Genomic DNA, 26,600 nt, shown 5'->3' on the forward strand with positions numbered 1-26,600 from the left:
TGGCAGGCTGGGGGCGTGACCGAGATTGACGCAAAGACCGAGGCTCTCGTGCCTGCCTGGCTCACCGTTCCCGACATCGCCGAGATGCTCGGCGTCGAGGTGACCCGGGTACGCCAGCTGATCAAGGAAGGCCAGCTCATCGCCGTCCGCCGGGGTGAGAACCGCGCGCTGCACGTCCCCGCGGCCTTCATCGACGAGGACAAGGTCGTCAAGGGCCTGGTCGGGACCCTGACGCTGCTGCGGGACGACGGCTTCACGGCCGAGGAGATGCTGGAGTGGCTCTTCACGCCGGACCCGAGCCTGCCCGGCACCCCCGCCCAGGCGCTGACCGAGAACCGCGGTACGGAGGTGAAGCGCCGCGCCCAGGCGCTCGCCGTCTGACCCGCCGCATCGCTGACCCGCCGCATCGTTGATCCGCGGCACCGCTGATCAGCCGCGTCGCCGATCCGCGATCCGCCGCACCGCCCGGCGTACGAGCCGCGGACCACGGCCCGGGAGAGGCCCGGTCCGCGGCCCGTATGCCAGAATCGCGCGGCCCGTCGTGGGCCCACGCCATCGAACCGGGGGACACCTGCATGCCCGACACCGCTCCGACCACCGCCCGCGCCCGGCTCGCCGACGCCCGGCTCTACCTGTGCACGGACGCCCGCCGCAGCCAGGGCGACCTGCCCGAGTTCCTGGACGCCGTGCTGGCCGGCGGGGTCGACATCGTGCAGTTGCGGGACAAGGGCATGGAGGCGGCCGAGGAACTGGAGCACCTGAAGGTCTTCGCCGACGCCTGCGCCCGCCACGGCAAGCTCCTCGCGGTCAACGACCGGGCGGACGTCGCGCACGCCGCCCGCGCCGACGTGCTGCACCTCGGCCAGGGCGACCTCCCGGTGCCCGCCGCCCGGGCGATCCTCGGCGACGACGTCCTCGTCGGCCGCTCCACGCACGCCGAGTCCGAGGCCGCGGCGGCCGCCGTCCAGCACGGCGTGGACTACTTCTGCACCGGTCCGTGCTGGCCGACCCCCACCAAGCCCGGCCGGCACGCCCCCGGCCTCGACCTGGTCCGGTACACGGCGGCGCTGGGCACCGACCGCCCCTGGTTCGCGATCGGCGGCATCGACCTCGGCAACCTCGACGAGGTGCTGGACGCCGGCGCCCGGCGCGTGGTCGTCGTCCGCGCGATCACCGCCGCCGACGACCCGGGTGCGGCGGCGGCCGAGTTCACGAAGCGGCTGCGACAGGCCCCGGCGCGGGGATAGCCGCACCTCGTAGGGCGTCACGGGGGCGTCGCCGCGGGCGGGCAGGTGTCCAAAAGATGGACAACAACTAGACAATATGGACAAATATCCCGCATCCGGTTGGGTGACCGCCACGCCCTGGCTAACCTGCCGGTATGGCCCTCGGAACCGCAAGCACGAGGACTGATCGCGCCCGCACGGTGCGCGACATCCTCGCCACCGGCAAGACGACGTACTCGTTCGAGTTCTCCGCGCCGAAGACGCCCAAGGGCGAGAAGAACCTGTGGAGCGCGCTGAGGCGGGTCGAGGCCGTGGCACCGGACTTCGTCTCCGTGACCTACGGAGCAGGCGGCTCCACGCGTGCGGGCACGGTCCGGGAGACCGAGCAGATCGTCGCCGACACCACGCTGACCCCCGTGGCGCACCTCACCGCCGTCGACCACTCCGTCGCCGAGCTGCGCAACATCATCGGCCAGTACGCCGACGCGGGGATCCGCAACATGCTCGCCGTGCGCGGCGACCCGCCCGGCGACCCGAACGCCGACTGGATCGCGCACCCCGAGGGCCTGACGTACGCCGCCGAACTGGTGCGGCTCATCAAGGAGTCGGGCGACTTCTGCGTCGGCGTCGCGGCCTTCCCCGAGATGCACCCGCGTTCCGCCGCCTGGGACACGGACGTGGCGCACTTCGTCGACAAGTGCCGGGCCGGCGCCGACTACGCGATCACGCAGATGTTCTTCCAGCCCGACTCCTACTTCCGCCTGCGGGACCGGGTCGCCGCGGCCGGCTGCGACACCCCGGTCATCCCCGAGGTCATGCCGGTGACCAGTGTGAAGATGCTGGAGAGGTTGCCGAAGCTCAGCAACGCCTCGTTCCCCGCGGAGCTGAAAGAGCGGATCCTCGCGGTCAAGGACGATCCGGCGGCGGTACGCTCGATCGGGATCGAGTTCGCCACGGAGTTCTGCGCGCGACTGCTGGCCGAGGGTGTGCCCGGACTGCACTTCATCACGCTCAACAACTCCACGGCGACGCTGGAAATCTACGAGAACCTGGGCCTGCACCACCCACCGCGGGCCTAGACCGGCCGCACGTATTTGCGACACACTGCGTAACGGCCACTGGGAGAGGGGCGTACATGGGCTGGACGGTCCTCTACATCGCGTTCGGCGGCGTCGCGCTGTGGCTGCTCGGCGAGGTGCTGTTGCAGTACAAGGCGCGGCTGCGCTGGCGGTTGCTCGCCTTCGGCGGCTTCGTCGGCGTCGTGGCCGGCGTGCTGATGTCGAACATGCTGGTCATCGGTGTCGGCGCCGCCGCCTTCGCGGTCGGCCAGACCTACGTCACCCTGTCGTTCCGCCGCGGCTTCGAGGCGGGCTGGGCGGTCAACGCCCCGGCGAGCCTGGTCGGCAAGCGCGGGCGTCCCGAACGGGGCCGCCAGGAACCGACGCTGGAGGTCTCCGGGCTCGAACGCGCCGAGGGCGGCCAGGAGCACGACGACTACGACGAGCGCGCCCAGGGCCACGCCCCGGGTCAGGACGGCCCGGCGTACGCGGCCGACGACTACGACCGCGACGACGTCTTCACCCCGGCCCGTCCCGCCGGCGACCCCACGGCCGCGGAGACCACCGCCGTCTACGCACCGCAGCCCATGCCCGACGACACCGGTTCCTACGGCGTCTACGCCGACTCCGGCTACGGCACCGGCCAGCAGCAGCAGGCGGCGGCAGCGGCACCGGACGCCGACCAGGCCTACGCCTACGACTACCCGGGCTACGGGCAGCAGCAGGGCTACGGCTACGACACCGGCGCGCAGCAGCAGTACGCCGCCTACTCCGACCCGTACATCGGCACCCACACCTACGGCGGCGGGGCGTACGACACCGGCGGTTACGACACCACCGGCGGGCAGCAGCAGTACGGCCAGCAGGGCTACGGGCAGGACCCGTACGCCCCCGGCGCCACCGGTTCCCCCGGCGGCTACGGCGGCGAGACCCCGGCGGGCGGGGTGTGGGTGCCGCAGCAGCGCAGCACCGACGACCCCTACGGCGGCGAACTCCCGGCCGAGCAGCCGTACCCCTACCAGGGCAACGACCAGACGCAGGGTCACAACCAGGGCCAGAACCAGGGCTACGACGAGCAGTACCGCTTCTGAGGACCGCGTCCGCCGCTCACTGGGAGCCGCGGAACTCCGGCCCCTCCACCACCAGTCCGGCGACCAGCGCGCCCGACATGCCCGCGTGCGGAAGCCCCCCGCCGGGGTGCGACCAGCCGCCGACCGTGAACAGGCCCTCCGTACGCGTGCTGTTCGCCGCGTGCAGCAGACGTCCGGCGGCCCCCGCCAGCGCGGGCGCCGGAATCGCCCCGTCCGGCACACCGGTGTCCGCCGCGACCTCGGCCGGGGTGCGCACCTCGTGCCACAGGAGCCGGTCGCGCAGGCCGGGCACCGCCCGCTCGGCGACGTCGATCAGCCGCTCGGCCCGCTGGGCGGTCTCCTCGCTCGTGGCCCGGTCCGGCCCGCCGCCCAGCGCGGGCACCGTCGCGGAGAGCGTGACCGCCTCATGGTCCGCGTCCGGGACCAGCGCGGGGTCGTCGGGCCGCAGGACGGTGACGGTCGGCCGCGCGGCCATCCCGGGAGCGGCGCCGAACAGGCGGTCCAACTCGGTCTCGCGGTCCGCCGCGTGCACCACCGTCCGGTGCGCCGTGCCCTCGGGACGCCCGCCCCGCAGCGCCAGCAGCACCGTCAGCCGGCTCGCCCCGCCGCGCTGCGCGGGCACCTCGCCCTCGCCCCGCACCGGCGATCCACCGCGGAGGCGGTCCAGGACGTCCGGCGCCACCCCGGAGACGACGAACTCGGCCTCCTCGACGGCCCCTTCGGCCGGCTCCACGCCCACCACCCGGCCGTCCTTCTCGACGATCCCGGTGACCTCGGCCCCGAAGCGGAACTCGACGCGACGGGCCAGGCACCGCTCGTACACCGCCCGCGCCAGTTCCCGCAGACCGCCGCCGCGCACGTACCACACGCCGAACGCGTACTCCATGTACGGCAGCACGGCGGCGTTCGCCGGAGCGGTGCGGGGATCCAGGCCGTACGCGAGGGCGTGGCTCTCCAGCAGGGCGGCGAGCCGGGGGTCGCGCAGCTCCCGGGCGCCGACCTCGGCGAGCGTGCCGGCCCGGCGGGTGCGCAGCAGCCGCTTGTGCGGAACCGCCGGATAGGGCTCGCGCTCGGCCAGCACCCGCCAGTTCGGCCAGAGGGGCTCCTCCAGGAGGGGGCGGCGGGTCCGGTCCCAGGTCTCCCGGGCCCGCACCAGGAAGTCGCCCCAGCGCTGCCCGGCGCCCGCACCGAGCGCGGCGTCCAGGGCGGCGACGACGCCCGCGCGCGAGGCGTTCGGCAGCGAGACCTCCGTGCCGTCCGCGAACACGTGCCGGGACGACGGGTCGACCTGGACCAGCTCGACGCGGGACTCCAGCGGCTCCTTGCCGGTCTTCACGAACAGGTCGCGCCAGACCGCGGGCAGCGGGAGCAGACCGGGGCCGGTGTCGAAGGAGAACCCGTCCCGCTCGAAGCGGCCCAGGGCTCCGCCGTAGGTCCGCGTCCGCTCGTACACCACCACCCGGTGGCCCGCAACGGCCAGCCGGGCGGCCGCCGCCATCGCGCCCGTCCCGGCGCCGATCACCGCAATCCGTGCCATGCCAGGGACTTTATCCGCCACCGCCGGCACTCCCGTGCGAGGGCTGAGCACCACGACGGACGTCCGGGTGACCGGTCGGCGGGAGCGGTCCGTGGGGCGGGGTGCGCAGGGCTGAGTAGGTGTACCTAGTGCGGCAGATGAGTACGCGCGCGGATGGGCCGCGACCTGCGGGAACGAGAGAGTGGAGGCACGGAGAGGGGCACGGCTCCGGAACCGGCGGCACGGGGCGCCGGAACGGAGCCGGGCCCGCGATCCGCTCCTTCCGCCGGCCACGGTCGGCGGGAGCGAGAGACGGGGGAGCCCGGAGGGACGACCAGTGACGGGAGTTCCGACGGGGGGGACGTACGGGGGAGCAGGAGAAGGCGCCGGTCCGACGGCGGCCCGCGGGGGACGCGGCCACCACGGACCGGCGTTCTTCGTGTCTCAGGGGCGGCCGCTCACGCGCCCCTGGAGCAGCCGCGACAGGGCGGAGTGCACGTCGTCCAGGGAGCGCTCCGGCTGGAACGCCTTCCAGTCCAGCGCGGCCACCAGGACCATGCCGACGAGCGCGGCGGCGGTCAGCGGCACGTCGATCTCCTCACTGAACTCACCGCTCGCCACGCCCTCGCGCAGCACGCCCTCCACCACCGCCACGGCCTCCTGCCGGACCACCAGCAGCGTGGACTGCCAGGCCCGGTTGGTGCGCCACAGCTCGGCCACGTACAGCTGGGTGAAGGCCGGGTAGCGGTCGATGAAGACGAGCCCCGCGCGGATCATCGCGTCCAGGGCGTCGACCCGGCCGAGCCCCTCCCGCGCCGTGCGTTCCGCGGCCTGGCGCAGCGAGGCGGTCAGGAGGCCGACACCGTGCCGCAGCAGCTCCTCGAAGAGGACGGACTTGCTGGCGAAGTTGTAGTAGACCGTGCCCTTCGCGACCCCGGCCCGCTCGGCGATCTCGTCCACGGTGGTGGCGGAGAAGCCCTGCTCGGCGATGAGGGTGACCGCCGCCTCGTACAGCTTCTGCCGGGTGGCCTCGCGACGACCGCCGCTCTGTGAGGCGGTGCTGCTGCTTTCCATGGTCCCGATTCTCACAGCACGCCGTGCGGCGAGGTCACCGCAGGCCCACCGGGGAGTGAACCGAACGGCCGATCGAACCAAAAGTCCAGGTCAGAACGGATTGTCAGTGGCATACCTCACGATGGGCACATACGGCACCTCCTGCCCGGACGTGCCGTCACGGAGACGACAGGAGGATCGTCATGGCCCACTCGTCCGCAGCCGCCGCCCGGCGGCGCCGCGCCGCCGGCCCTGCACCCTCACTGACCGGACCGGCGAGCGACGTGCACCCCGTGCTCCGCCGGACAACAGCCCCGCCCGCCGCCCTCGACCTGCTCGCCCAGGCCCGGTCCGGACTGGAGGAGGCCGCCGTCCTCGAAACGCCGAACGAGCGGTACGCCACGGCCCATCTCGCCGCTCTGCGCACCGCCGCCGCGGTGCTGGCCGCGCGCGGCCGCCCGGAGACCGGCCCACGGGCCAGGGCCCGCATCCGCAGCGCCTGGGAGGTGCTGCCGGAGATCGCACCCGAGCTGGCCGACTGGAGCGCGCTGTTCGCCTCCGGCGCACGCCGCCGGGCCCGGGCCGAGGCGGGCATCCGGGGCGCCGCGAGCACCCGGGACGCCGACGACCTGATACGCGACGTGGCGATGTTCCTGCGCCTGGTGGAGCGGATGCTGGTCCTCCAGCCGGTGCTGCCCCAGCCGCGCCCCGACACGGACCCGCCGCGCCCGGAGCACCCCGACCGCCCCGACGCGGGTCACCCGGGCCGGGACCTGCCGGACGCGGGATGAGCGGGGCGACGAGCGGGTGACCGGCGGGCGCGGCGGAAGCAATAGGGTGGGAGAAGCCTGAAGCCACCCCTGCCCCGCACCGGGCGGGGTGGCAGCCCGTTCGCTCCGCCCGTGTCCGGGGCGGTGCCGCGCCGAGGAGTCAACTGCCGTGTCGGACCCGATGCGCCCGCCCGCCTCCCATCCCCGACCGCAGACGGCGTCGCCGCGCTCCGATCCCTCCCGTTCCCGGGCGGCCCTTCGTACCGCCGTGGTCTGGGACGTCCTCCAGGACGCCCTGGACCGCCGGGTCAAGGCCACGGGCCGGCCGGCGCTGGACGTCCTCGACACCGGCGGCGGCAGCGGCAACTTCGCGGTGCCCGTGGCCGGCCTCGGCCACCGCGTCACCGTCGTCGACCCGAGCCCCAACGCCCTGTTCGCCCTCGAGCGCCGCGCCGCCGAGGCCGGCGTCGCCGACCGGGTGCGAGGCGTCCAGGGCGACGCCGGCGGCCTCTTCGAGGTGGTCGAGCGCGGCGGCTACGACGCGGTGCTGTGCCACGGCGTCCTGGAGTACGTCGACGACCCCGCGGAGGGCGTCGGCAACGCGGTGGCGGCCCTGCGCGCCGACGGCGTCCTCAGCCTGCTCGCCGCGGGCCTGGGCGGCGCCGTGCTCGCGCGCGCCCTCGCCGGCCACTTCACGGAGGCCCGGCAGGCGCTGGGCGACCCGGACGGCCGCTGGGGCACGGCCGACCCCGTGCCGCGCCGGTTCACCGCCGAACAGCTCACCGGGCTGGTCGAGGCCGCCGGGCTCCGGATCGGCGCCGTGCACGGCGTACGGGTCTTCGCCGACCTGGTCCCCGGCGTGCTGGTGGACACCGAGCCGGGCGCCATGGAAGCGCTGCTGAAGCTGGAGGCGGCGGCGGCCGAACTCGCCGCGTTCCACTCCGTCGCCACCCAGCTCCATGTGCTCGGTGAGACGCGAGGTGCCCACGAGGCCTGAGCGCCCGGTGGGGTAAGGCCCTGATCAGGGACGCGACTGCAGATGGAGTACGCCACAGGCCCCCCGAACGGGGGGCAGTCGCCGTATGATCGAGGGAGACGGCCCGGCATGACGGGTCGGCCGCTGGGGAATGGGAACCTCAGCGAGCCGGCACGGCCATGACGGAGTCCGGTTGGTCAATTGGCGCAGAGGGGCGGGTTTCACGGGGGCGATTCCCTGCCTATCCTGAAGGGACCCCCCGGGTCGCCCCGGCGACTGCACGATGAGGAGGACTCCGTGCCGCTCTCGGAGCACGAGCAGCGCATGCTCGAGCAGATGGAGCGAGCGCTGTACGCCGAAGATCCCAAGTTCGCGACAGCGCTCGAGGGAAGCGGGCTGCGTACGTACACCCGGCGACGGGTCTACCAGGCGGTCGCGGGCTTCCTCGTAGGTATTGCGCTCCTCATGGCCGGAATGGTCGCCCAGCAGGTCTGGCTCAGTGTGGTGGGCTTCCTGGTCATGCTGGGTTGCGCGGTTCTCGCCGTGACCGGCTGGCGCAAGGCCCCCAAACCGGGCGAGCAGCAGGCGGCCGGTGCCGGACCGCAGGCCGCGCGCCGCCAGGGACGACAGAAACGCTCCATGATGGACCGTATCGACGAGCGCTGGCAGCGTCGCAGAGACGAGCAGCAGGGCGGCCAGTAGCGCCCGAGCCACCGCTCACAAGGACATCCGCGTGAAGGGGTGACCACCATCCGGGTGGTCACCCCTTCACGCACGCCGGTGGGCGCAGCCCGCGGGACCGGTCATGTGGTCACCACGCCCGCCCTGGGAGGGGCCGTGAGCGCCCCGGCGGGCGTGGCGGGATACCTCGAGGCGGCCGAGGGTGTGGCGGGCGCCGCCCCGCAGGATCGGCGCCCGCTCGGCTCAGCCCTGCTGGTCCGACGTTCTGCGCCACGCCGGGCGGGCCGCCGAGGCCCGCCGTTTCACGGCCGTCCACCGGGCCGACGCCGCCCAGGCCACCCGTACGGCCGAACGCGGCACGAGCAGTGCGCGCGACCTCGTGCCCCGGCCGGCCGTGGCGCGCAGACCGGCGGTGGCCAGCCGGACGTCCTCCGTCAGCCCGGCCGTCGGACGCGGGCGCGGCGCGTAGAGGACCTGCTCCACGGCGTCCGCCACCCGGTGCACCGCCGCCGCGGCCGCCGGATCGAGCCGGCCCAGCCGGACGACGCGGGCCGCCGCCTTGCGCGTCGTCTGCGACTCCTCCGGCAGGATCCCGAGGTCCCACGCCGTGTCGGTCAGCTCCTGCCAGACCGCGAGCGTGTGCGGGCCGGCGTCCGCCTCACCGCGGCCGTGCGCCCCGAGCCGGACCGACCTGACGCGCAGCCGCCACAGCATCGGCGCCAGCGGGACCAGCAGCACGACGAGACCGGCCACCGCCCAGGCCAGCAGCGCGTACCACTTCGGTCCGTCGCCGCCCGTGACGGGCACGGCCACCGCGGACTCGCTGGCGCAGGCGTCCAGCTTCTTGTCCTGCGGGGAGCAGGTGTCGCTCTCCGAGGGCGCCGCCGACGGCTCCGTCCCGGTGTTCCGCGAGGGCAGGGCCGGGTCCGGCACCGAGCTGCCCGGCCGGTCCGTGATGGTGTACGCCGGGGTCGAGCCACGCGTCGGTGTCGGCTCGAAGCGGGTCCAGCCCACGCCCTCGAAGTACACCTCGGGCCACGCGTGCGCGTCCCGCAGTCCCACCGAGACCGAGCCGTCCGCCTGCGGGGAGCCGGGCGCGAAGCCCACCGCGACCCTGGCCGGGATGCCCAGGGAGCGGGCCATCGCCGCCATGGCGAAGGAGAAGTGGACGCAGAAGCCCTCCTTCTGCTTCAGGAACCGGGCGATCGCCTCCGAGCCGCTGCCGATGTCGACCTGCGTGTCGTACTCGAAGCCGCCGTTGATCGCGAAGTACTCCTGGAGCTTGACGGCCTGCTCGTACGGGTTCGAGGCCCCGGCGGTCACCTCGCGGGCGGTCCGGGAAACCACCTCGGGCAGGCTGTCCGGCAGCTCCGTGTACTCGCGCCTGAACGCCGCCGACGCCTGGGGCGCCGAGGCGAGCTGCTCCGCGGTCGGCTGGAGGCTCAGGCTCCGCACCTCGTACGTCAGCCCGCGGGTGTTCTGGCCGTGGTCGCCGACCAGGGTCATGCCGACGGGCTCGTAGCGCCAGTTGCCAGCGACGCGTACGCCGCTGGGCGGGTAGGGCATCGGCAGCCAGTCCTGGGCGAACCCGTCCGCGGCCGAGATCAGGGTCCGGATCTCCGTGCGCTTGATCTGGGGGCCGAGGCCGACGGGGGTGGGGAACGTGCCGTCCGGCACGGCGGTGATGTGCCGCTTGGACGGCTTCCAGGTGGTGCCGTCGAAGTCGTCCAGGGAGACGATGCGCAGGTACAGGTCGGACAGGCTCTCGGAGTCGGTCTGGAGGCTCAGGACCTCGCGGTCCTCGTTCACATTGAGGTTGTCCCGCAGGGAGACCAGCGGGTTCACGGCGGAGATCGTGCCGCCGCCCCCGGTCCCGGAACCCACGCCGCCGCGGGCGCCGTCCAGCAGCCCGCCGTCCATCGCGGGCAGGGCGAGCGGCACCACCAGGGCGATGCCCAGCGCGAAGGCGCCGATGCGGCGTCCGGTGCGGACAGGGGCGAGCGCGCGCCCCTGGTCCGCGCCCGGAGAACGCGGGGAGCCGCCGAAGACCCGGCCCCACTGGGAGAGCCGGTCCCGCCCCTCGGCCAGCAGCAGCATCAGATAGCCGGCCGCCGCGACCAGGAACCACAGCCAGTCGGCGCCGCCCTCGGACAGCCCCGCGGCCACCGAGTAGAGCGCGAGCAGCGGCAGGCCGGCCGGGGCGGCGCTGCGGAAGGACACCGCGAGGGTGTCCACCAGCAGCCCGATCACCAGGACACCGCCGACCAGCATCAGCCGGATGCCGTCGGACTCCAACGGCGCCGGGATCGCGTACCGGGCGATGTCGTCGCCGCCCTGCTGAAACAGGTCGGAGAAGTGCTGGAAGGCCTGCGGCCCGGGGATCAGCCCGGCGATCGCCTGCTCCCGGGCGAAGACCAGGGTGAGCAGCATCAGCGTGACCACGGCCTGGGCCGCGACGGTCAGCGGCCGCGCCAGCGGCACCCGCCGCGCCACCGCGCCCACCCCGGACTGCACCGCCAGCAGGACCGCCGCCTGAAGAATCCACGTGGCCGGGTCGACCAACGGCAACAGCGCGCACGCCGTCATCAAGGTGGCCGCCCAAGCACACAACGCCAACCGCGCCCGCCCGCTCATGGCGCCGCCTTTCCGCCGGCCGGGGCCGAGACGGTGGTGCGTTCGTGGTCGGCCATCCGCCACACCTCCTCCACCGTGGCGCCCCGGGGGACGGTCACGGCGGTCCAGCCCGACTCCCGGAGCATGCGCAGCCGCCCCGCGCTTCCCTCCAACGGACCGGGCACGTCGGCCGGTTCCCGGGACCAGGTCTCGCTGTCCAGGACGAAGGCCAGGGCGCCGCCGCTGCGCTGCCGCATCTTCGCCGCCACCGCGGCCTGTTCCTCGTCCAGGTCGCCGAAGAACGCCACCAGCAGCCCCTCGTTCCCGCCGCGCAGCGTGTCGTACGCCGAGGACAGGCCCGTGCCGTCGGAGTGGTCGATCACCGCGAGGGTGTCCAGCATCAGACCGGCCGCGTCGGCTGTGCCCTGGCTCGCCCCGGCGAAGCCGTCGGCGCCCTCGCCCGGCACCGAGTCGCCGGTGTCGGTGAGCAGCCGGACCGAGAAGCCCCGCTCCAGCATGTGCACCAGCACGGACGCCGCGCCCGACACCGCCCACTCGAAGGCCGAGTCGGGGCCCGTGCCGTCGAAGGCCACCACCCGGGTGTCCAGGAGCACCGTGCAGCGGGCCCGCTGCGGCTGCTCCTCGCGGCGCACCATCAGCTCGCCGTAGCGGGCGGTGGAACGCCAGTGCACGCGGCGCAGGTCGTCGCCGTACCGGTACCCGCGCGGGATCACGTCGTCGTCGCCGGCCAGGGCGAGCGAACGCTGCCGGCCCTCGCCGTATCCCTTCGCCTCCCCGCTCAGCCGCACCGGCGGCAGCGCCTCCACGCGCGGGATCACGGTCAGCGTGTCGTGCGCCGAGAAGGAGCGGGTCAGCTCGCACAGGCCGAACGGGTCGGTCAGGCGCAGTTGCAGCGGACCCAGCGGGTAGCGGCCGCGCAGGTCGGAACGGACCCGGTAGGACACCTCGCGGCGACCGCCCGGCTCGACCCGGTCGAGGACGAAGCGGGGCCGCGGGCCGAGCACGTAGGGCACCCGGTCCTGGAGCATCAGCAGACCGGTGGGCAGCCGGGAGACGTTGTCGACGCGCAGATGGACCCGGGCCTCGCTGCCCGCGGGCACCCGGCCGGGGGAGAGCCGGCGACTGCCCGCGACCCGGTAGCGCGTCCGGTAGAGCACGGCCGCGCAGACCATCGGCAGCACACCCAGGAGCAGCCCGACGCGCAGCAGATCGCTCTGCCCGAGGACATAGGCGCAGACGGCGGCCGCGATGCCCGCGGCCAGGAAGGAGCGCCCGCGGGTGGTCAGCCCGGCCAGAGCGGTCCGGATGCCGCCGCCCTCGCCCCGGTCCTCCCCGGCCCCGGCCGTCCCCCCGGCTTCCATCACAGCCTCCGCGGCGGCTGCTGACCGTACGCCGACGTGCCGCGGCCCGTACCGACGCCCTGCCGGGGCTCCGCCGGTACCGGGGTGCGCTGAAGGATCTCCTGGACCACCTGCTCGGCGGTGCGGCGGTTGAGCTGGGCCTGCGCGGTCGGCAGCAGCCGGTGGGCCAGGACGGCGACCGCGAGGGCCTGCACGTCGTCCGGCAGCGCGTAGTCCCGGCCGCTGAGGGCGGCGGAGGCCTTCGCCGCGCGCAGCAGATGCAGCGTGGCACGCGGCGAGGCGCCGAGTCTGAGGTCCGGGTGGGTGCGGGTCGCGGCGACCAGATCCACCGCGTACCGCCGGATCGGCTCCGCGACGTGGACGCCGCGGACCGCCTCGATCAGCTTCAGGATGTCGTGCGCGTGCGCCACCGGCTGAAGATCGTCCAGCGGGCTGGCCCCGCCGTGCACGTCCAGCATCTGCAACTCGGCGTCCGCGCTCGGATAGCCGATGGAGACCCGGGCCATGAAACGGTCCCGCTGGGCCTCCGGCAGCGGGTAGGTGCCCTCCATCTCGACCGGGTTCTGCGTCGCCACCACCATGAAGGGGCTGGGCAGCTCGTAGGTCTGGCCGTCGATGGTGACCTGGCGCTCCTCCATCGACTCGAGCAGCGCCGACTGCGTCTTCGGCGACGCGCGGTTGATCTCGTCGCCGATCACCACCTGCGCGAAGATCGCACCCGGCTTGAACTCGAAGTCCCGGCGCTGCTGGTCCCAGATGGACACGCCCGTGATGTCCGAGGGCAGCAGGTCCGGCGTGAACTGGATCCGGCGCACCGAACAGTCGATGGACCGCGCCAGCGCCTTGGCCAGCATCGTCTTGCCGACGCCCGGGACGTCCTCGATCAGCAGGTGTCCCTCGGCCAGCAGCACGGTCAGCGAGAGCCGTACGACCTCGGGCTTGCCCTCGATCACGTCCTCCACCGAACCGCGGACCCGCTCGACCACAGCGGTCAGATCTTCCCCCACGCTCCCGTACGTTCGCGCGGCGGCGCCCCCATGGCTCGCCTGATCGTCATAGGTCGTCACCCGGCCCTCCTCGGCCCTTCCCCGCACTCCCTGAGGAATGGGGGTACCCCAACTTGCCGGGCCGGCCCCACTGAGCGGACCGGCCCACCCCGAATCACGGACGCCGCCCGGAAAAAGTTCCGTGCGACACCACTTCCCGCATTCTTGCCGCCGTTACCGATTCGTGTCACTGCCTGTGGACAACTGGCCCCGACATGTCGGCCCTTACGGCACTCACGGCCCGTACGGCCCCGGTGGCGGCGTCGGCCCGGCGGGATCGGGGGCGTGCCGCCGGGTCAGGCGGGGTCGACCTCGCGCAGCAGACCCGTCTTCACGTCGAAGACGAAACCGCGCACGTCCTCGGTGTGCAGCAGGAACGGCGAGGTGCGCACCCGCTCGATCGACTGCCGCACGTCCTGGTCGGCGTCCCGGAAGGCCTCCACCGCCCACGCGGGCCGCTGGCCGACCTCGAGTTCCAAGTCGTGCCGGAAGTCCTCGGTGATGGACTCCATGCCGCAGTTCGTGTGGTGGATGAGAGCCACGCTGCGGGTGCCGAGCGCCCGCTGGCTGATCGTCAGGGAACGGATCACGTCGTCGGTGACCACACCGCCCGCGTTGCGGATCGTGTGGCAGTCGCCGAGCTTCAGGCCGAGCGCGGCGTGCAGGTCGAGACGGGCGTCCATACAGGCCACGACCGCGACGCGCTGGACGGGGCGGGCGTCCATGCCGGGGTCGCTGAACGCCGAGGCGTAGTGCCCGTTCGCTTCGACGAGCCGGTCGGTGACGGTGTGGTCGGCCACGGTGGCGGATTCGGAGCCTGCGGGTACCGATGCAGAAGTCGTCATATCCATGACGTTACTGGCCGCCCGGCCCGGCGGCCCGCTGTGAAGCGGGACAAAGAACGTCATCGAGGTCTGTTGTGAGCCAACCCACAGGGTGGTGCAAAGGGGGCCATAAGAGTGAAAAGCCGTGCGATGCCGGTTTGCGGGCGCCGGCGGCCGCGACGCGCAGGCCGGTTGATTGACCGGGCGACACGGTGGACTAAAGTGACGCGAAGCGGGAGGCGAGGATCTCCCTGCTGGACTGAATTCCCCGGAGACCTGGACGACGTCCCGCCAGATCTCCCCACGTGCGCGGCGCGTACGTACGGCTCGGCCTCCTCCCGCTCCCGGCCGGCCGACGCTTTTGGCGCCGGCAGGCCTCCCCTTCGGATGCGAGCGGGAGGGGACCCGGCGGTGCGTGACGTCGCGCCGGAGCTGAGAGGCCGCCCCACTTGAGCCAGAGTCGACACGTCCCGGTGATGCTCCAGCGGTGTCTGGACCTGCTGGCGCCCGCCCTTCAGGAGCCGGGAGCCGTGGTCGTCGACTGCACGCTGGGACTCGGCGGGCACAGCGAGGCGCTTCTCGAACGCTTCCCCGAGGCCCGGCTCGTCGCGCTCGACCGCGACAAGGAGGCCCTGCGCCTGTCCGGCGAGCGGCTCGCCCCCCACGGTGAGCGCGCCACCCTCGTGCACGCCGTCTACGGCGAGCTGCCGGACGTACTCGACCGGCTCGGTGTCCCCCGCGTCCAGGGCGTGCTCTTCGACCTCGGCGTCTCCTCCATGCAGCTCGACGAGGCCGACCGCGGCTTCGCCTACGCCCAGGACGCCCCGCTCGACATGCGGATGGACCAGAGCACCGGCATGAGCGCCGCCGAGGTCCTCAACACCTACCCGCCCGGCGAACTCGTCCGCATCCTGCGGGCGTACGGCGAGGAGAAGCAGGCCAAGCGGATCGTGTCCGCCGTCGTGCGCGAACGCGAGAAGGAGCCGTTCACCAACAGCGCCCGCCTCGTCGAGCTCATCCGCGCGGCGCTGCCGCAGGCCGCCAAGCGCACCGGCGGCAACCCGGCCAAGCGCACCTTCCAGGCCCTGCGCATTGAGGTCAACGGCGAGCTGTCCGTGCTCGAGCGGGCGATCCCGGCGGCCGTCGAGGCCCTCGCGGTCGGCGGGCGGATCGCCGTGCTGTCCTACCAGTCGCTGGAGGACCGGCTGGTCAAGCAGGTGTTCGCGGCCGGCGCCGCCAACACCGCGCCGCCCGGTCTGCCCGTCGTACCCGAGCGCTACGCGCCGCGCCTCAAGCTGCTGACGCGCGGTGCCGAACTTCCCACAGAGGAGGAGATCGCCGAGAACCGGCGGGCGGCACCGGCACGGCTGCGTGGCGCCGAGCGCATCAGGGAGTCCCTCGGGTGAAGGGAGTCCCTGGGGTGGACCGAGCGAGGCAGGCCAGGCACGGGGGCGGACGACACCCCCTGGGGGAGGGCGAGTGAGCAGGAAACCCGAGCTGAAGGGCAGGGCGGCCCGCCTCGCCCGGCTGCTCCCGGCGGGCAGCGCCCGCGGCCAGGCGGCCCGGGCCCCGTTCGTCCTCCTGGTCGTCCTCCTCCTTGGCGGCGGCCTCATCGGGCTCCTGGTGCTCAACTCCGCCCTGAGCGAGGGCTCCTTCCAGCTGGACGACCTCAAGCAGCGGACCAAGGAACTCACCGACGAGGAGCAGGCGCTCCAGCGGGACATCGACGCCTACTCCGCCCCCCGGGCCCTCCAGCGCCGCGCCCGTGAACTGGGCATGGTGCCCGGCGGCGACCCCGCCTTCCTCGACCCCGACGGGAGGGTCAAGGGCTCGCCCAGCCCCGCGCCCGCCGCGGCCACCCCGCTCGTGCTCGCCCCCGAGGCGCTGACCCCGACGTCCGGCAGCCCGTCCGCGCCCACTCCGTCCCCCTACGCCGAACCGTCCGCCCAGGCCCCCACGTCCGCCACCGCGGCCCCTCCCGGCACGGCCGCCACCCCCACCACGGCGGCGACGCCCACCCCGACCCCGACTCCCGGCAGGTGACGGAAGTGTCCGACAGGGAACCGCCGCGGCGCCGTGTGCCCGGACCCGCCAGGCCCGTCCGCCCCGCCGGCGGGCGCCGCCCCGGACCCGGCGCCCGGCCGGCCCGCAGGCCCGGCCCGCCCCGCCCCGCGCCCCGCGCCTTCCGGCTGGGCAGCCCGCGCCCCCGCCTGCGCATGATCGGCCTCGCGCTGACCCTGGTGCTGGTCGCCTTCGTCGTACGGCTCCTCCAGGTGCAGGCCGTCGACGCCGGTACGTACTCCGCGAAGGCCGAGCAGAACCGCTACGTCGTGCACACCCTGCCCGCCGAGCGCGGCGGGATCACCGACCGCAACGGGGTCGCCCTCGCGACCACCGTGGACTCCTACGACATCACCGCCGACCCCACGATGTTCACCCGCGAACAGCTCGAGGTCGACGACGGACCCGAGCAGGCGGCGGCGCTCCTCGCGCCCATCCTGGGCCAGGACCAGGCCCACCTGGCCGACGTGCTCCGCCCGAAGAACAAGAAGCTGCGCTACGTCCGCCTCGCGCGCCGGCAGACCCCCCAGGTCTGGAACCAGATCAAGGACCTGAAGACCGCGCTCACCACCAAGTCGGAGACCGACAAGTCCGCGGTCAACGTGCTCGCGGGTGTCTTCGCCGACCCCAGCAGCAAGCGTGTGTACCCGGGCGGCGACCTCGCGGCCGGCGTCCTCGGCTGGGTCGGCGCCGACGGCAAGGGCGGCGGCGGCCTGGAGCGGAAGCTGGACAAGACGCTGGCCGGCGAGGACGGCAAGATCCGCTACGCACAGTCCGGCGGACGCCAGGTGCCGACCGCCGGCTCCACCGAGACGCCCGCCGTGCCCGGCAGCGACGTGGAGCTGACCATCGACCGCGACATCCAGTGGGCCGCGCAGCACGCCATCAGCGAGCAGGTGGAGAAGTCCAAGGCCGACGGCGGCTACGTCATCGTCCAGGACACGCAGACCGGCGAGATCCTCGCCATGGCCAACGCCCCGGGCTTCGATCCGGGCGACCTCGCCCACGCCGACCCCGACGCGCTCGGCAACGCCGCGCTCCAGGACGCCTTCGAACCGGGCTCCACCGCCAAGGTGCTGTCGATGGCGGCCGTACTGGAGGAGAACGCCGCCACCCCCGGCACCCACATCACCGTCCCCAACCGGCTCAAGCGCGGCGACCGGCTCTTCAAGGACGACATCGACCACCCGACCTGGTACCTGACGCTCAACGGCGTGCTCGCCAAGTCCAGCAACATCGGCACCATCATGGCCACCGGCGAACTGGGCAAGACCCAGGCCGAGGCCAACAAGGTGCTCTACTCCTACCTGCGCAAGTTCGGCCTCGGCGGCTACAGCGGGCTCGGCTTCCCCGGCGAGACCAAGGGCATCCTCGCGCCGCCCGACCAGTGGTCGACCTCGCAGCAGTACACGATTCCTTTCGGCCAGGGCGTCTCCGTGAACGCGCTCCAGGCGGCCTCCATCTACTCGACCGTCGCCAACGGCGGCGTCCGGATCGAACCCACGCTCGTGCGCGGCACCAGGGGCGCCGACGGACGCTTCACCCCGGCCCCCGAGCCCAAGAAGACCCGCGTGACCAGCGAGAAGACCGCGAAGACCCTCGCGCGGATGCTGGAGTCCGTCGTCGACGACGAGGAGGGCACCGGCACCAAGGCCCGCATCCCCGGCTACCGGGTGGCGGGCAAGACGGGCACGGCCAACCGGGTGGATCCGGCCACCGGCAAGTACCACGGCTACACCTCGTCCTTCGCCGGGTTCGCGCCCGCCGACAAGCCCCGCGTCACCGTCTACTGCGCCATCCAGAACGCCACCGAGGGCAGCTACTTCGGCGGCCAGATCTGCGGCCCCATCTACAAGCAGGTCATGGAGTTCGCCCTGAAGACCCTCCAGGTACCGCCGACCGGCGCCGATCCCGCGAACCTCCCGGTCACGTTCAAGCCCTGAGCCGCACCGCCCCCGCAGACACCGAGCCCGTACCGAGCCAGCGCCGTTTCAGTACCGAGCCACCAGGAACCACCCGTGACGACGATCACCCCCGACCCCGGGAACCAGAGCAGCCCCCGCACCTCGCCCACCCGTCTCGCACCACCGCCGTTGCCGGACCGCGCTGCGGGCGGAGCCCTCTTTGGCCCCCAGGCGGGTACTCCCGGTACGCTCACCGCCGTGCCACACCCTGATCAGTCCCAAACCACCCAGAAGGGCCACCCCGTGACATACCCGGGACCGCCCCGGCCGGTGCGGATCTCCGCCACACCCCTCGCGGAACTCGCCGATCAGCTGGGTGCCACCGCTCCGGACGGCTCCGCCGAGGTCACGGGGATCACCCACGACTCGCGCGCCGTGCGCCCCGGCGACCTGTACGCCGCCCTCCCCGGAGCCCGCGCCCACGGCGCCGACTTCGTCACCCAGGCCGCGGGCCTCGGCGCCGCCGCCGTGCTGACCGACCCGGCCGGCGCGGAGCGCGTCGCCGCCACCGGACTGCCGGCGCTCGTCGTCGACGACCCGCGCGCGCGGATGGGCGAACTGGCGGCCACGATCTACGGCCACCCCGGCCGCGACCTCCTCCAGATCGGCATCACCGGCACCTCCGGCAAGACCACCACGGCCTACCTCGTCGAGGGCGGTCTGCGCACCGCGAAGTCCACCGGGCTCATCGGCACGGTCGAGATGCGCATCGGCGACGAGCGCATCAAGTCCGAGCGGACCACGCCCGAGGCCACCGACCTCCAGGCGCTGTTCGCGGTGATGCGCGAGCGCGGCACCGACGCGGTCGCCATGGAGGTCTCCAGCCACGCCCTGGTCCTCGGCCGCGTCGACGCCTGCGTCTTCGACATCGCGGTCTTCACCAACCTCAGCCCGGAGCACATGGAGTTCCACTCCGGCATGGAGGACTACTTCCAGGCCAAGGCGCAGCTCTTCACCCCGAAGCGCAGCAAGCTCGGCGTGGTCAACGTCGACGACGAGTACGGGCGCCGCCTCGCCAACGAGGCCACCGTCCCCGTGGTCACCTACTCCGCCGAGGGCCACCCGGACGCCGACTGGCGCGCCGACGAGGTCGAGGTCGGCCCGCTGGACTCCACGTTCACCGTGCTCGGGCCCAAGGGCGAGCGGATCGCCGCCAAGTCCCCGCTGGCCGGACCGTTCAACGTGGCCAACACCCTCGCCGCGATCGTCTCCCTCGCCGCCGCCGGGCTCGACCCGCAGGCCGCCGCCGACGGCGTCGCCGCCGTGCCGGGCGTACCGGGCCGCCTGGAGCGCGTGGACGAGGGCCAGCCCTACTTCGCGGTGGTCGACTACGCCCACAAGACCGACGCCGTCGAATCCGTCCTGCGCGCCCTGCGCAAGGTCACCGAGGGCAGGCTGCACGCCGTGCTCGGCTGCGGCGGCGACCGGGACACCACCAAGCGGGAGCCGATGGGCGCCGCCGTGGCCCGGTTCGCCGACACCGCCGTACTGACCTCCGACAACCCCCGCTCCGAGGACCCCCTCGCGATCCTCGCCACCATGCTCCAGGGCGCGGCGTCCGTGCCCGCGCACGAGCGCGGCGAGGTGCAGGTCTTCGAGGACCGGGCCGCCGCGATCGCCGCCGCCGTCGCCCGGGCCGAGCCCGGCGACACCGTGCTGGTGGCCGGCAAGGGCCACGAGCAGGGCCAGGACATCGCCGGAGTCGTCCGTCCCTTCGACGACCGACAGGTGCTGCGCGAAGCCATCAAGAAGACCCAGGGATGAAATCCCGAACGATCCGAGGGACGAGTTCCCGAACGATCCAGCCGATCCTGATCCTGATCCAGGGGACGAACTTGTGATCACCCTCTCACTCGCCGAGATCGCAGAAGTCGTCGGCGGGCGGATGCACGACATACCGGACGCGTCCGCCGAGGTCACCGGGCCGGTCGTCCGGGACTCCCGGGAAGCGGGGCCCGGCAGTCTCTTCGTCGCCTTCGTCGGCGAACGGGTGGACGGCCACGACTTCGCCGCGCAGGTCGTCGAAGCGGGAGCCGCGGCCGTCCTCGGCTCCCGCCCCGTCGGCGTGCCCGCGATCGTCGTGGACGACGTCCAGGCCGCACTGGGCGCCCTCGCCCGGCACGTCGTACGCCGTCTCGGCACCACCCTCGTGGCCCTCACCGGGTCGGCCGGCAAGACCAGCACCAAGGACCTGATCGCCCAGGTCCTGCGCCGCAAGGCGCCCACGGTGTTCACGCCCGGCTCCATGAACAACGAGGTCGGGCTGCCGCTCACCGCGCTCACCGCCACCGACGAGACGAAGTTCCTCGTCCTGGAGATGGGCGCCCGCGGCATCGGCCACATCCGGTACCTGTGCGAGCTGACCCCGCCGAAGATCGGCCTCGTCCTCAACGTCGGCTCCGCGCACATCGGCGAGTTCGGCGGCCGGGAGCAGATCGCCCGGGCCAAGGGCGAACTGGTCGAGGCGCTGCCGCCGGCCGAGGAGGGCGGCACCGCGGTCCTCAACGCGGACGACCCGCTCGTACGGGCCATGGCCTCCCGAACGAAGGCGAAGGTGATCCTTTTCGGAGAGTCCGGCGAAGCGGACGTTCGAGCCGAGAACGTGCGACTCACGGACACCGGACAGCCTTCCTTCAGCCTTCACACACCCTCCGGTGCAAGCGATGTGACCATGCGCCTGTACGGTGAGCACCACGTGTCGAACGCGCTCGCCGCGGCCGCCGTCGCCCACGAGTTGGGCATGTCCGCAGACGAGATCGCCACCGCGCTCTCCGAGGCGGGCTCCCTCTCCCGCTGGCGGATGGAGGTCACCGAGCGCCCGGACGGCGTGACGGTCGTCAACGACGCCTACAACGCGAACCCCGAGTCCATGAAGGCCGCGCTGCGTGCGCTCGTCGCCATCGGCGGAGCCTCACGGGCAAGGGGGGGCCGTACGTGGGCGGTGCTCGGCAAGATGGCCGAGCTCGGGGACGAGGCGCTCGCCGAGCACGACGCGGTCGGACGGCTCGCCGTCCGGCTCAACGTCAGCAAGCTCGTCGCGGTCGGGGGCAGGGAAGCCCGATGGCTGCAACTGGGCGCATATAACGAGGGTTCGTGGGGTGAGGAGTCGGTGCACGTGTCCGACGCACAGGCGGCGGTCGACCTGTTGCGCAGCGAGTTGCGCCCAGGAGACGTCGTGCTCGTGAAGGCGTCCCGTTCGGTGGGTCTGGAGAGCGTCGCCTCGGCGCTGCTCGAGACCGGCGCCGAGGGTGAGGTTGCCGCCCGATGATGAAGCAGATCCTGTTCGCAGGAGTCATTGGCCTCTTCCTGACCCTGGTCGGCACCCCGCTGCTGATCAAGCTGCTCGCCCGCAAGGGCTACGGCCAGTACATCCGCGACGACGGACCGCGCGAGCACGCCAGCAAGCGCGGTACGCCGACCATGGGCGGCATCGCCTTCATCTTCGCCACGGTCGCCGCGTACTTCCTGGCCAAGGGCATCACCAGCTATCTGGACCCGGACATCGACGCGGGGCCGACCTTCTCCGGTCTGCTGGTGCTCGGCCTGATGGTGGGCATGGGCCTGGTCGGCTTCCTCGACGACTACATCAAGATCGTCAAGCGGCGCTCGCTGGGCCTGCGGGCCAAGGCGAAGATGGCCGGCCAGTTGCTCGTCGGCATCGCCTTCGCCGTGCTCTCGCTGCAGTTCGCGGACAACCGGGGCAACACCCCGGCCTCCGACAAGCTGTCGTTCATCACCGACTTCGGCTGGTCGATCGGCCCGGTGCTGTTCGTCATCTGGGCGCTGTTCATGATCCTCGCGATGTCGAACGGCGTGAACCTGACCGACGGCCTGGACGGCCTGGCCACCGGCGCCTCCGTCCTGGTCTTCGGCGCCTACACCTTCATCGGCGTCTGGCAGTTCCAGGAGTCCTGCGCCAACGCGCTGACCCTCACCAACCCGGGCGCCTGCTACGAGGTGAGAGACCCGCTGGACCTCGCGGTGGTCGCGTCCGCGCTGATGGGTTCCTGCCTCGGCTTCCTGTGGTGGAACACCTCGCCGGCCAAGATCTTCATGGGCGACACCGGTTCGCTCGCGCTCGGCGGTGTGCTCGCGGGTCTGGCGATCTGCTCGCGCACCGAACTGCTGATGGCCATCCTCGGCGGCCTGTTCGTCCTGATCACCATGTCGGTGGTCATCCAGGTCGGCTCCTTCCGCCTCACCGGCAAGCGGGTCTTCCGGATGGCGCCACTCCAGCACCACTTCGAACTCAAAGGCTGGTCCGAGGTCCTCGTCGTGGTCCGTTTCTGGATCATCCAGGGCATCTGTGTGATCGTCGGACTCGGCCTCTTCTACGCGGGATGGGCAGCGGACAAGTGACCTCCTCGGTGCCTTCGGAATTCACCGGCAAGCACGTCACCGTCGCCGGACTCGGCGTCTCCGGCGTCCCGGCCGCCAAGGTCCTGCTCGGCCTCGGCGCGCACGTGACCGTCGTCAACGACGGCGACGACGAGCGGGCCCGGACGCAGGCGGCGGAGCTCGAGTCGCTCGGTGCCACCGTGCGCCTCGGCGACGGGGACACGCTCCCCGAAGGCACCGAGCTGATCGTCACCGCCCCTGGCTGGAAGCCCACCAAGCCCCTGTTCACGGCGGCCGGGCAGGCCGGTGTCCCGGTCTGGGGCGACGTCGAACTGGCCTGGCGGCTGCGCGGCCTGGACGGCAGGAAGGCCGCGCCCTGGCTCGCCGTCACCGGCACCAACGGCAAGACCACCACCGTCCAGATGCTCGCCTCGATCCTGAAGGCGGCCGGCCTGCGCACCGCCGCCGTCGGCAACATCGGCGTCTCCCTCCTCGACGCCGTCACCGGCGACACCGAGTACGACGTCCTCGCGGTCGAGCTGTCCAGCTACCAGCTGCACTGGGCGCCCTCCCTGCGCGCCCACTCCGCCGCCGTGCTCAACCTCGCCCCGGACCACCTCGACTGGCACGGCTCCATGGAGGCCTACGCCGCCGACAAGGGCCGTATCTACGAGGGCAATCGCGTCGCCTGCGTCTACAACGTCGCGGACAAGGCGACCGAGGAACTGGTCCGCGCCGCCGACGTCGAGGAGGGCTGCCGGGCGGTCGGCTTCACCCTCGGCACCCCGGGGCCCTCCCAACTCGGCGTCGTGGAGGGCCTGCTGGTCGACCGCGCCTTCGTCGAGGACCGGCAGAAGAACGCCCAGGAGCTGGCCGAGGTCTCCGACGTCAACCCGCCGGCCCCGCACAACATCGCCAACGCCCTCGCCGCCGCGGGTCTCGCCCGCGCCTTCGGCGTCTCCGCCGCCGCCGTGCGGGACGGACTGCGCGCCTTCACGCCGGACGCCCACCGCATCGCGCACGTCGCCGACGTGGACGGGGTGGCGTACGTGGACGACTCCAAGGCCACCAACACCCACGCCACCGAAGCCTCCTTGGCGGCCTACGAGTCGATCGTGTGGATCGCCGGCGGACTGGCCAAGGGCGCGACCTTCGACGAGCTGGTCGTGGGCGCGGCGAAGCGGCTGCGCGGTGCCGTCCTCATCGGCGCCGACCGCGCCCTGATCCGCGAAGCCCTGGCGCGACACGCCCCCGAAGTACCCGTGGTCGACCTCGACCGGACCGACACTGGTGCGATGCTCCAGGCCGTCCAGGAGGCGCGGCGACTCGCCCGGCCCGGTGACACGGTGCTGCTGGCCCCGGCCTGTGCCTCCATGGACATGTTCACCAACTACAACCAGCGCGGTGACGCGTTCGCGCAGGCCGTTCGCGAACTCGGCGCCTGACCCGGCCGCGCTCCCGCGCCGGGTGAACTCGGGAGGACGCGTGGGACGGTCCATGCCGACGTACAGCGGAGGCCGCGATGGCCGGTAGTCCCCAGAGCCGCACCGGACGTCCGCCCGTACAGCGGACCGTGCGGCGACCCGCCACGCCGGGGCCGCCGCACGAGAACCCGGTGCTCCGCCTGTACCTGCGGCTGCGCCGCGCCTGGGACCGGCCGCTGACCGCGTACTACCTGATCTGCGGCGGCAGCGCGCTGATCACCGTGCTCGGCCTGGTGATGGTCTACTCGGCCTCCCAGATCACCGCGCTCCAGCTGTCGCTGCCCGGCTCGTACTTCTTCCGCAAGCAGGCCCTCGCCGCGCTGATCGGCGCCGGGCTCCTGTTCGCCGCCATGAAGATGCCGGTGAAGCTGCACCGGGCCCTCGCCTACCCCATCCTCGCCGGTGCCGTCTTCCTGATGATCCTCGTCCAGGTGCCGGGGATAGGAGTCGCGGTCAACGGCAACCAGAACTGGATCGCGCTGGGCGGCTCCTTCCAGATCCAGCCCAGCGAGTTCGGCAAGCTGGCCCTGGTGCTGTGGGGCGCGGACCTGCTCGCCCGCAAGCAGGACAAGAAGCTGCTGACGCAGTGGAAGCACATGCTGGTGCCGCTGGTGCCGGCCGCGTTCATGCTGCTCGGGCTCATCATGATCGGCGGCGACATGGGGACCGCGATCATCCTCACGGCGATCCTGTTCGGCCTGCTGTGGCTGGCCGGCGCGCCCACCCGGCTGTTCGCGGGCGTGCTGTCGATCGCCGTGCTGCTCGGCTTCATCCTCATCAAGACCAGCCCCAACCGCATGGCCCGGCTGAACTGTCTCGGTGCCACCGACCCCGGCCCCGGCGACGCCTGCTGGCAGGCCGTGCACGGGATCTACGCCCTCGCCTCGGGCGGACTGTTCGGATCGGGGCTCGGTGCCAGTGTGGAGAAATGGGGCCAACTCCCCGAGGCGCACACCGACTTCATCTTCGCGGTCACCGGTGAGGAACTGGGCCTGGCGGGGACGCTGTCGGTGCTCGCCCTGTTCGCGGCTCTAGGCTATGCGGGTATCCGCGTGGCCGGACGCACGGAGGACCCCTTCGTGAGGTATGCCGCGGGAGGCGTGACCACCTGGATCACGGCCCAGGCCGTGATCAACATCGGTGCGGTCCTCGGGCTGCTGCCGATCGCCGGTGTGCCGCTCCCGCTGTTCTCCTACGGGGGTTCCGCCCTGCTGCCGACCATGTTCGCCATCGGTCTGCTGATCGCCTTCGCGCGTGACGAACCCGGTGCGCGGGCGGCGCTTGCGTTGCGGCAACCTCGCTTTGGTAGAAAGCGGGGAGCCAGGGGACCCGCGGCCAAGCGGAGCCCCCGGAGTTGGAACACGATGCGACGGCGTGCCTCGGCGGCGCGTTCGTCCGGAGAGCGGTGAATTTCGGTGCATGTCGTACTCGCCGGCGGAGGAACCGCGGGCCACATCGAGCCCGCGCTCGCCCTCGCGGACGCCCTGCGCAGGCAGGATCCGACCGTGGGGATCACGGCCCTGGGCACGGAACGCGGCCTGGAGACCCGCCTGGTGCCCGAGCGGGGTTACGAGCTGGCGCTGATCCCGGCCGTGCCGCTGCCGCGCAAGCCCACCCCCGAGCTGATCACCGTCCCGGGCCGGCTGCGCGGGACGATCAAGGCCGCCGAGCAGATCCTGGAGCGCACCAAGGCGGACGCCGTGGCCGGCTTCGGCGGCTACGTGGCGCTGCCCGCCTACCTCGCGGCCAAGCGGCTCGGTGTGCCGATCGTCGTCCACGAGGCCAACGCGCGCCCCGGTCTGGCCAACAAGATCGGCTCGCGCTACGCGGCCCAGGTCGCCGTCTCCACCCCCGACAGCAAGCTGCGCAACTCCCGCTACATCGGCATTCCGCTGCGCCGTTCCATCGCCACCCTCGACCGGGCCGCCGCCCGTCCCGAGGCCCGCGCCCTGTTCGGGCTCGACCCCAACCTGCCGACGCTGCTGGTCACCGGCGGCTCGCAGGGCGCCCGCCGCCTCAACGAGGTCATCCAGCAGGTGGCGCCCTGGCTCCAGCAGGCCGGCATCCAGATCCTGCACGCGGTCGGGCCGAAGAACGAACTGCCGCAGGTCCACCAGATGCCGGGCATGCCCCCGTACATCCCGGTAAGTTATCTGGACCGGATGGACCTCGCGTACGCCGCCGCCGACATGATGCTCTGCCGCGCGGGCGCGATGACCGTCGCCGAACTCTCCGCCGTCGGGCTCCCGGCCGCCTACGTCCCGCTGCCCATCGGCAACGGCGAACAGCGGCTCAACGCCCAGCCGGTGGTCAAGGCCGGCGGCGGGCTGCTGGTCGACGACGCGGACCTCACGCCCGAGTGGCTCCAGCAGAACGTCCTGCCCGTGCTCGCCGACCCGCACCGGCTGTACGAGATGTCCCGCGCCGCCGCCGAGTTCGGCCGCCGGGACGCCGACGACCTCCTCGTCGGCATGGTGTACGAGGCGATCGCCGCCCGTGCGCACCGCTAGACACGTC

The 26,600-nt window shown here is 72.8% G+C and carries 22 protein-coding genes; 16 read left to right on the forward strand and 6 right to left on the reverse strand.

Features of this window, described 5'->3' with window-relative positions:
• The first annotated feature begins 15 nt into the window (after nucleotides 1-15).
• The 4 genes from Sco07f_RS04885 to Sco07f_RS04900 all read left to right on the forward strand — a co-directional run bounded on the left by Sco07f_RS04885 (nucleotide 16) and on the right by Sco07f_RS04900 (nucleotide 3,375).
• Nucleotides 16-381, forward strand: coding sequence for an Rv2175c family DNA-binding protein (locus Sco07f_RS04885; RefSeq protein WP_007448487.1), 366 nt, complete (start codon nucleotides 16-18; stop codon nucleotides 379-381).
• Between the two features lie 194 nt (nucleotides 382-575).
• On the forward strand, nucleotides 576-1,247 hold the full coding sequence (thiE, locus tag Sco07f_RS04890) for a thiamine phosphate synthase (protein ID WP_108987037.1): 672 nt from the start codon (nucleotides 576-578) through the stop codon (nucleotides 1,245-1,247).
• A 134-nt stretch (nucleotides 1,248-1,381) separates the two neighbouring features.
• Nucleotides 1,382-2,305, forward strand: coding sequence for a methylenetetrahydrofolate reductase [NAD(P)H] (gene metF, locus Sco07f_RS04895; protein WP_007448484.1), 924 nt, complete (start codon nucleotides 1,382-1,384; stop codon nucleotides 2,303-2,305).
• 56 nt (nucleotides 2,306-2,361) lie between these two features.
• On the forward strand, nucleotides 2,362-3,375 hold the full coding sequence (locus Sco07f_RS04900) for an SCO2102 family sporulation regulator (protein WP_108987038.1): 1,014 nt from the start codon (nucleotides 2,362-2,364) through the stop codon (nucleotides 3,373-3,375).
• A 16-nt stretch (nucleotides 3,376-3,391) separates the two neighbouring features.
• On the opposite strand, the gene Sco07f_RS04905 is transcribed toward Sco07f_RS04900, so the two are convergent.
• Together Sco07f_RS04905 and Sco07f_RS04910 are read right to left on the reverse strand one after the other, a co-directional pair.
• Nucleotides 3,392-4,912 carry a phytoene desaturase family protein gene (locus Sco07f_RS04905; RefSeq protein WP_108987039.1) on the reverse strand — a complete coding sequence of 507 codons (1,521 nt, stop codon included), beginning with the start codon at nucleotides 4,910-4,912 and terminating at the stop codon, nucleotides 3,392-3,394.
• A 423-nt stretch (nucleotides 4,913-5,335) separates the two neighbouring features.
• On the reverse strand, nucleotides 5,336-5,965 hold the full coding sequence (locus tag Sco07f_RS04910) for a TetR/AcrR family transcriptional regulator (protein ID WP_087791380.1): 630 nt from the start codon (nucleotides 5,963-5,965) through the stop codon (nucleotides 5,336-5,338).
• 182 nt (nucleotides 5,966-6,147) lie between these two features.
• Here Sco07f_RS04910 and Sco07f_RS39710 point away from each other — a divergent pair, with 182 nt between their 5' ends.
• The 3 genes from Sco07f_RS39710 (at nucleotide 6,148) to Sco07f_RS04925 (ending at nucleotide 8,392) form a co-directional block, all read left to right on the forward strand.
• Nucleotides 6,148-6,735, forward strand: a complete 588-nt coding sequence (locus Sco07f_RS39710) for an SAV_6107 family HEPN domain-containing protein (protein WP_054103355.1) — start codon at nucleotides 6,148-6,150, stop codon at nucleotides 6,733-6,735.
• A 148-nt stretch (nucleotides 6,736-6,883) separates the two neighbouring features.
• Nucleotides 6,884-7,711 carry a methyltransferase gene (locus tag Sco07f_RS04920; RefSeq protein WP_007448477.1) on the forward strand — a complete coding sequence of 276 codons (828 nt, stop codon included), beginning with the start codon at nucleotides 6,884-6,886 and terminating at the stop codon, nucleotides 7,709-7,711.
• A gap of 276 nt (nucleotides 7,712-7,987) precedes the next feature.
• Nucleotides 7,988-8,392 (forward strand): spore wall synthesis complex protein, encoded by a 405-nt coding sequence (locus tag Sco07f_RS04925; protein ID WP_007448475.1) that lies wholly within the window; start codon nucleotides 7,988-7,990, stop codon nucleotides 8,390-8,392.
• Nucleotides 8,393-8,614: 222 nt separating this feature from the next.
• Here Sco07f_RS04925 and Sco07f_RS04930 read toward each other — a convergent pair whose 3' ends face one another.
• From Sco07f_RS04930 to Sco07f_RS04945, 4 genes are all read right to left on the reverse strand, one after another.
• Nucleotides 8,615-11,005 carry a transglutaminase TgpA family protein gene (locus tag Sco07f_RS04930; protein ID WP_108987040.1) on the reverse strand — a complete coding sequence of 797 codons (2,391 nt, stop codon included), beginning with the start codon at nucleotides 11,003-11,005 and terminating at the stop codon, nucleotides 8,615-8,617.
• Nucleotides 11,002-12,366, reverse strand: coding sequence for a DUF58 domain-containing protein (locus tag Sco07f_RS04935; protein ID WP_167468012.1), 1,365 nt, complete (start codon nucleotides 12,364-12,366; stop codon nucleotides 11,002-11,004). Before Sco07f_RS04935 ends, Sco07f_RS04930 begins: the two co-directional genes overlap by 4 nt.
• Entirely contained in the window at nucleotides 12,366-13,433 is a 1,068-nt protein-coding gene (locus Sco07f_RS04940) for an AAA family ATPase (protein WP_373558672.1), read from the reverse strand. The genes Sco07f_RS04935 and Sco07f_RS04940 overlap by 1 nt, the downstream gene beginning before the upstream one ends.
• A gap of 275 nt (nucleotides 13,434-13,708) precedes the next feature.
• Entirely contained in the window at nucleotides 13,709-14,257 is a 549-nt protein-coding gene (locus tag Sco07f_RS04945; protein WP_042825966.1) for a beta-class carbonic anhydrase, read from the reverse strand.
• Between the two features lie 428 nt (nucleotides 14,258-14,685).
• On the opposite strand from Sco07f_RS04945, the gene rsmH reads away from it, so the two are divergent.
• The 9 genes from rsmH to murG all read left to right on the forward strand — a co-directional run bounded on the left by rsmH (nucleotide 14,686) and on the right by murG (nucleotide 26,593).
• Nucleotides 14,686-15,642: a 16S rRNA (cytosine(1402)-N(4))-methyltransferase RsmH gene (gene rsmH / locus Sco07f_RS04950; RefSeq protein WP_108987042.1), complete on the forward strand. Its 957-nt coding sequence runs from the start codon at nucleotides 14,686-14,688 to the stop codon at nucleotides 15,640-15,642.
• A 73-nt stretch (nucleotides 15,643-15,715) separates the two neighbouring features.
• Nucleotides 15,716-16,279 (forward strand): cell division protein FtsL, encoded by a 564-nt coding sequence (gene ftsL / locus Sco07f_RS04955; protein WP_054103359.1) that lies wholly within the window; start codon nucleotides 15,716-15,718, stop codon nucleotides 16,277-16,279.
• On the forward strand, nucleotides 16,276-18,240 hold the full coding sequence (gene ftsI, locus Sco07f_RS04960; RefSeq protein WP_108987044.1) for a cell division protein FtsI: 1,965 nt from the start codon (nucleotides 16,276-16,278) through the stop codon (nucleotides 18,238-18,240). Before ftsL ends, ftsI begins: the two co-directional genes overlap by 4 nt.
• Before the next feature lie 264 nt (nucleotides 18,241-18,504).
• A complete protein-coding gene (locus Sco07f_RS04965) occupies nucleotides 18,505-20,025 on the forward strand; it encodes a UDP-N-acetylmuramoyl-L-alanyl-D-glutamate--2,6-diaminopimelate ligase (protein ID WP_054103360.1) in 1,521 nt (506 codons plus the stop codon).
• A gap of 73 nt (nucleotides 20,026-20,098) precedes the next feature.
• On the forward strand, nucleotides 20,099-21,529 hold the full coding sequence (locus Sco07f_RS04970) for a UDP-N-acetylmuramoyl-tripeptide--D-alanyl-D-alanine ligase (protein ID WP_007448678.1): 1,431 nt from the start codon (nucleotides 20,099-20,101) through the stop codon (nucleotides 21,527-21,529).
• On the forward strand, nucleotides 21,529-22,620 hold the full coding sequence (gene mraY, locus Sco07f_RS04975) for a phospho-N-acetylmuramoyl-pentapeptide-transferase (RefSeq protein ID WP_042825995.1): 1,092 nt from the start codon (nucleotides 21,529-21,531) through the stop codon (nucleotides 22,618-22,620). Before Sco07f_RS04970 ends, mraY begins: the two co-directional genes overlap by 1 nt.
• An 8-nt stretch (nucleotides 22,621-22,628) precedes the next feature.
• Nucleotides 22,629-24,044 carry a UDP-N-acetylmuramoyl-L-alanine--D-glutamate ligase gene (gene murD, locus Sco07f_RS04980; protein ID WP_078581799.1) on the forward strand — a complete coding sequence of 472 codons (1,416 nt, stop codon included), beginning with the start codon at nucleotides 22,629-22,631 and terminating at the stop codon, nucleotides 24,042-24,044.
• Nucleotides 24,045-24,121: 77 nt separating this feature from the next.
• The gene (gene ftsW / locus Sco07f_RS04985; RefSeq protein WP_007448671.1) at nucleotides 24,122-25,492 is read left to right on the forward strand and encodes a putative lipid II flippase FtsW; all 1,371 of its coding nucleotides are present in this window, start codon (nucleotides 24,122-24,124) and stop codon (nucleotides 25,490-25,492) included.
• A 6-nt stretch (nucleotides 25,493-25,498) separates the two neighbouring features.
• On the forward strand, nucleotides 25,499-26,593 hold the full coding sequence (murG, locus tag Sco07f_RS04990; protein ID WP_054103363.1) for an undecaprenyldiphospho-muramoylpentapeptide beta-N-acetylglucosaminyltransferase: 1,095 nt from the start codon (nucleotides 25,499-25,501) through the stop codon (nucleotides 26,591-26,593).
• The last annotated feature ends 7 nt before the right edge of the window (nucleotides 26,594-26,600 follow it).

The organism is Streptomyces coelicoflavus (assembly GCF_003112555.1).
GTDB lineage: Bacteria > Actinomycetota > Actinomycetes > Streptomycetales > Streptomycetaceae > Streptomyces > Streptomyces coelicoflavus.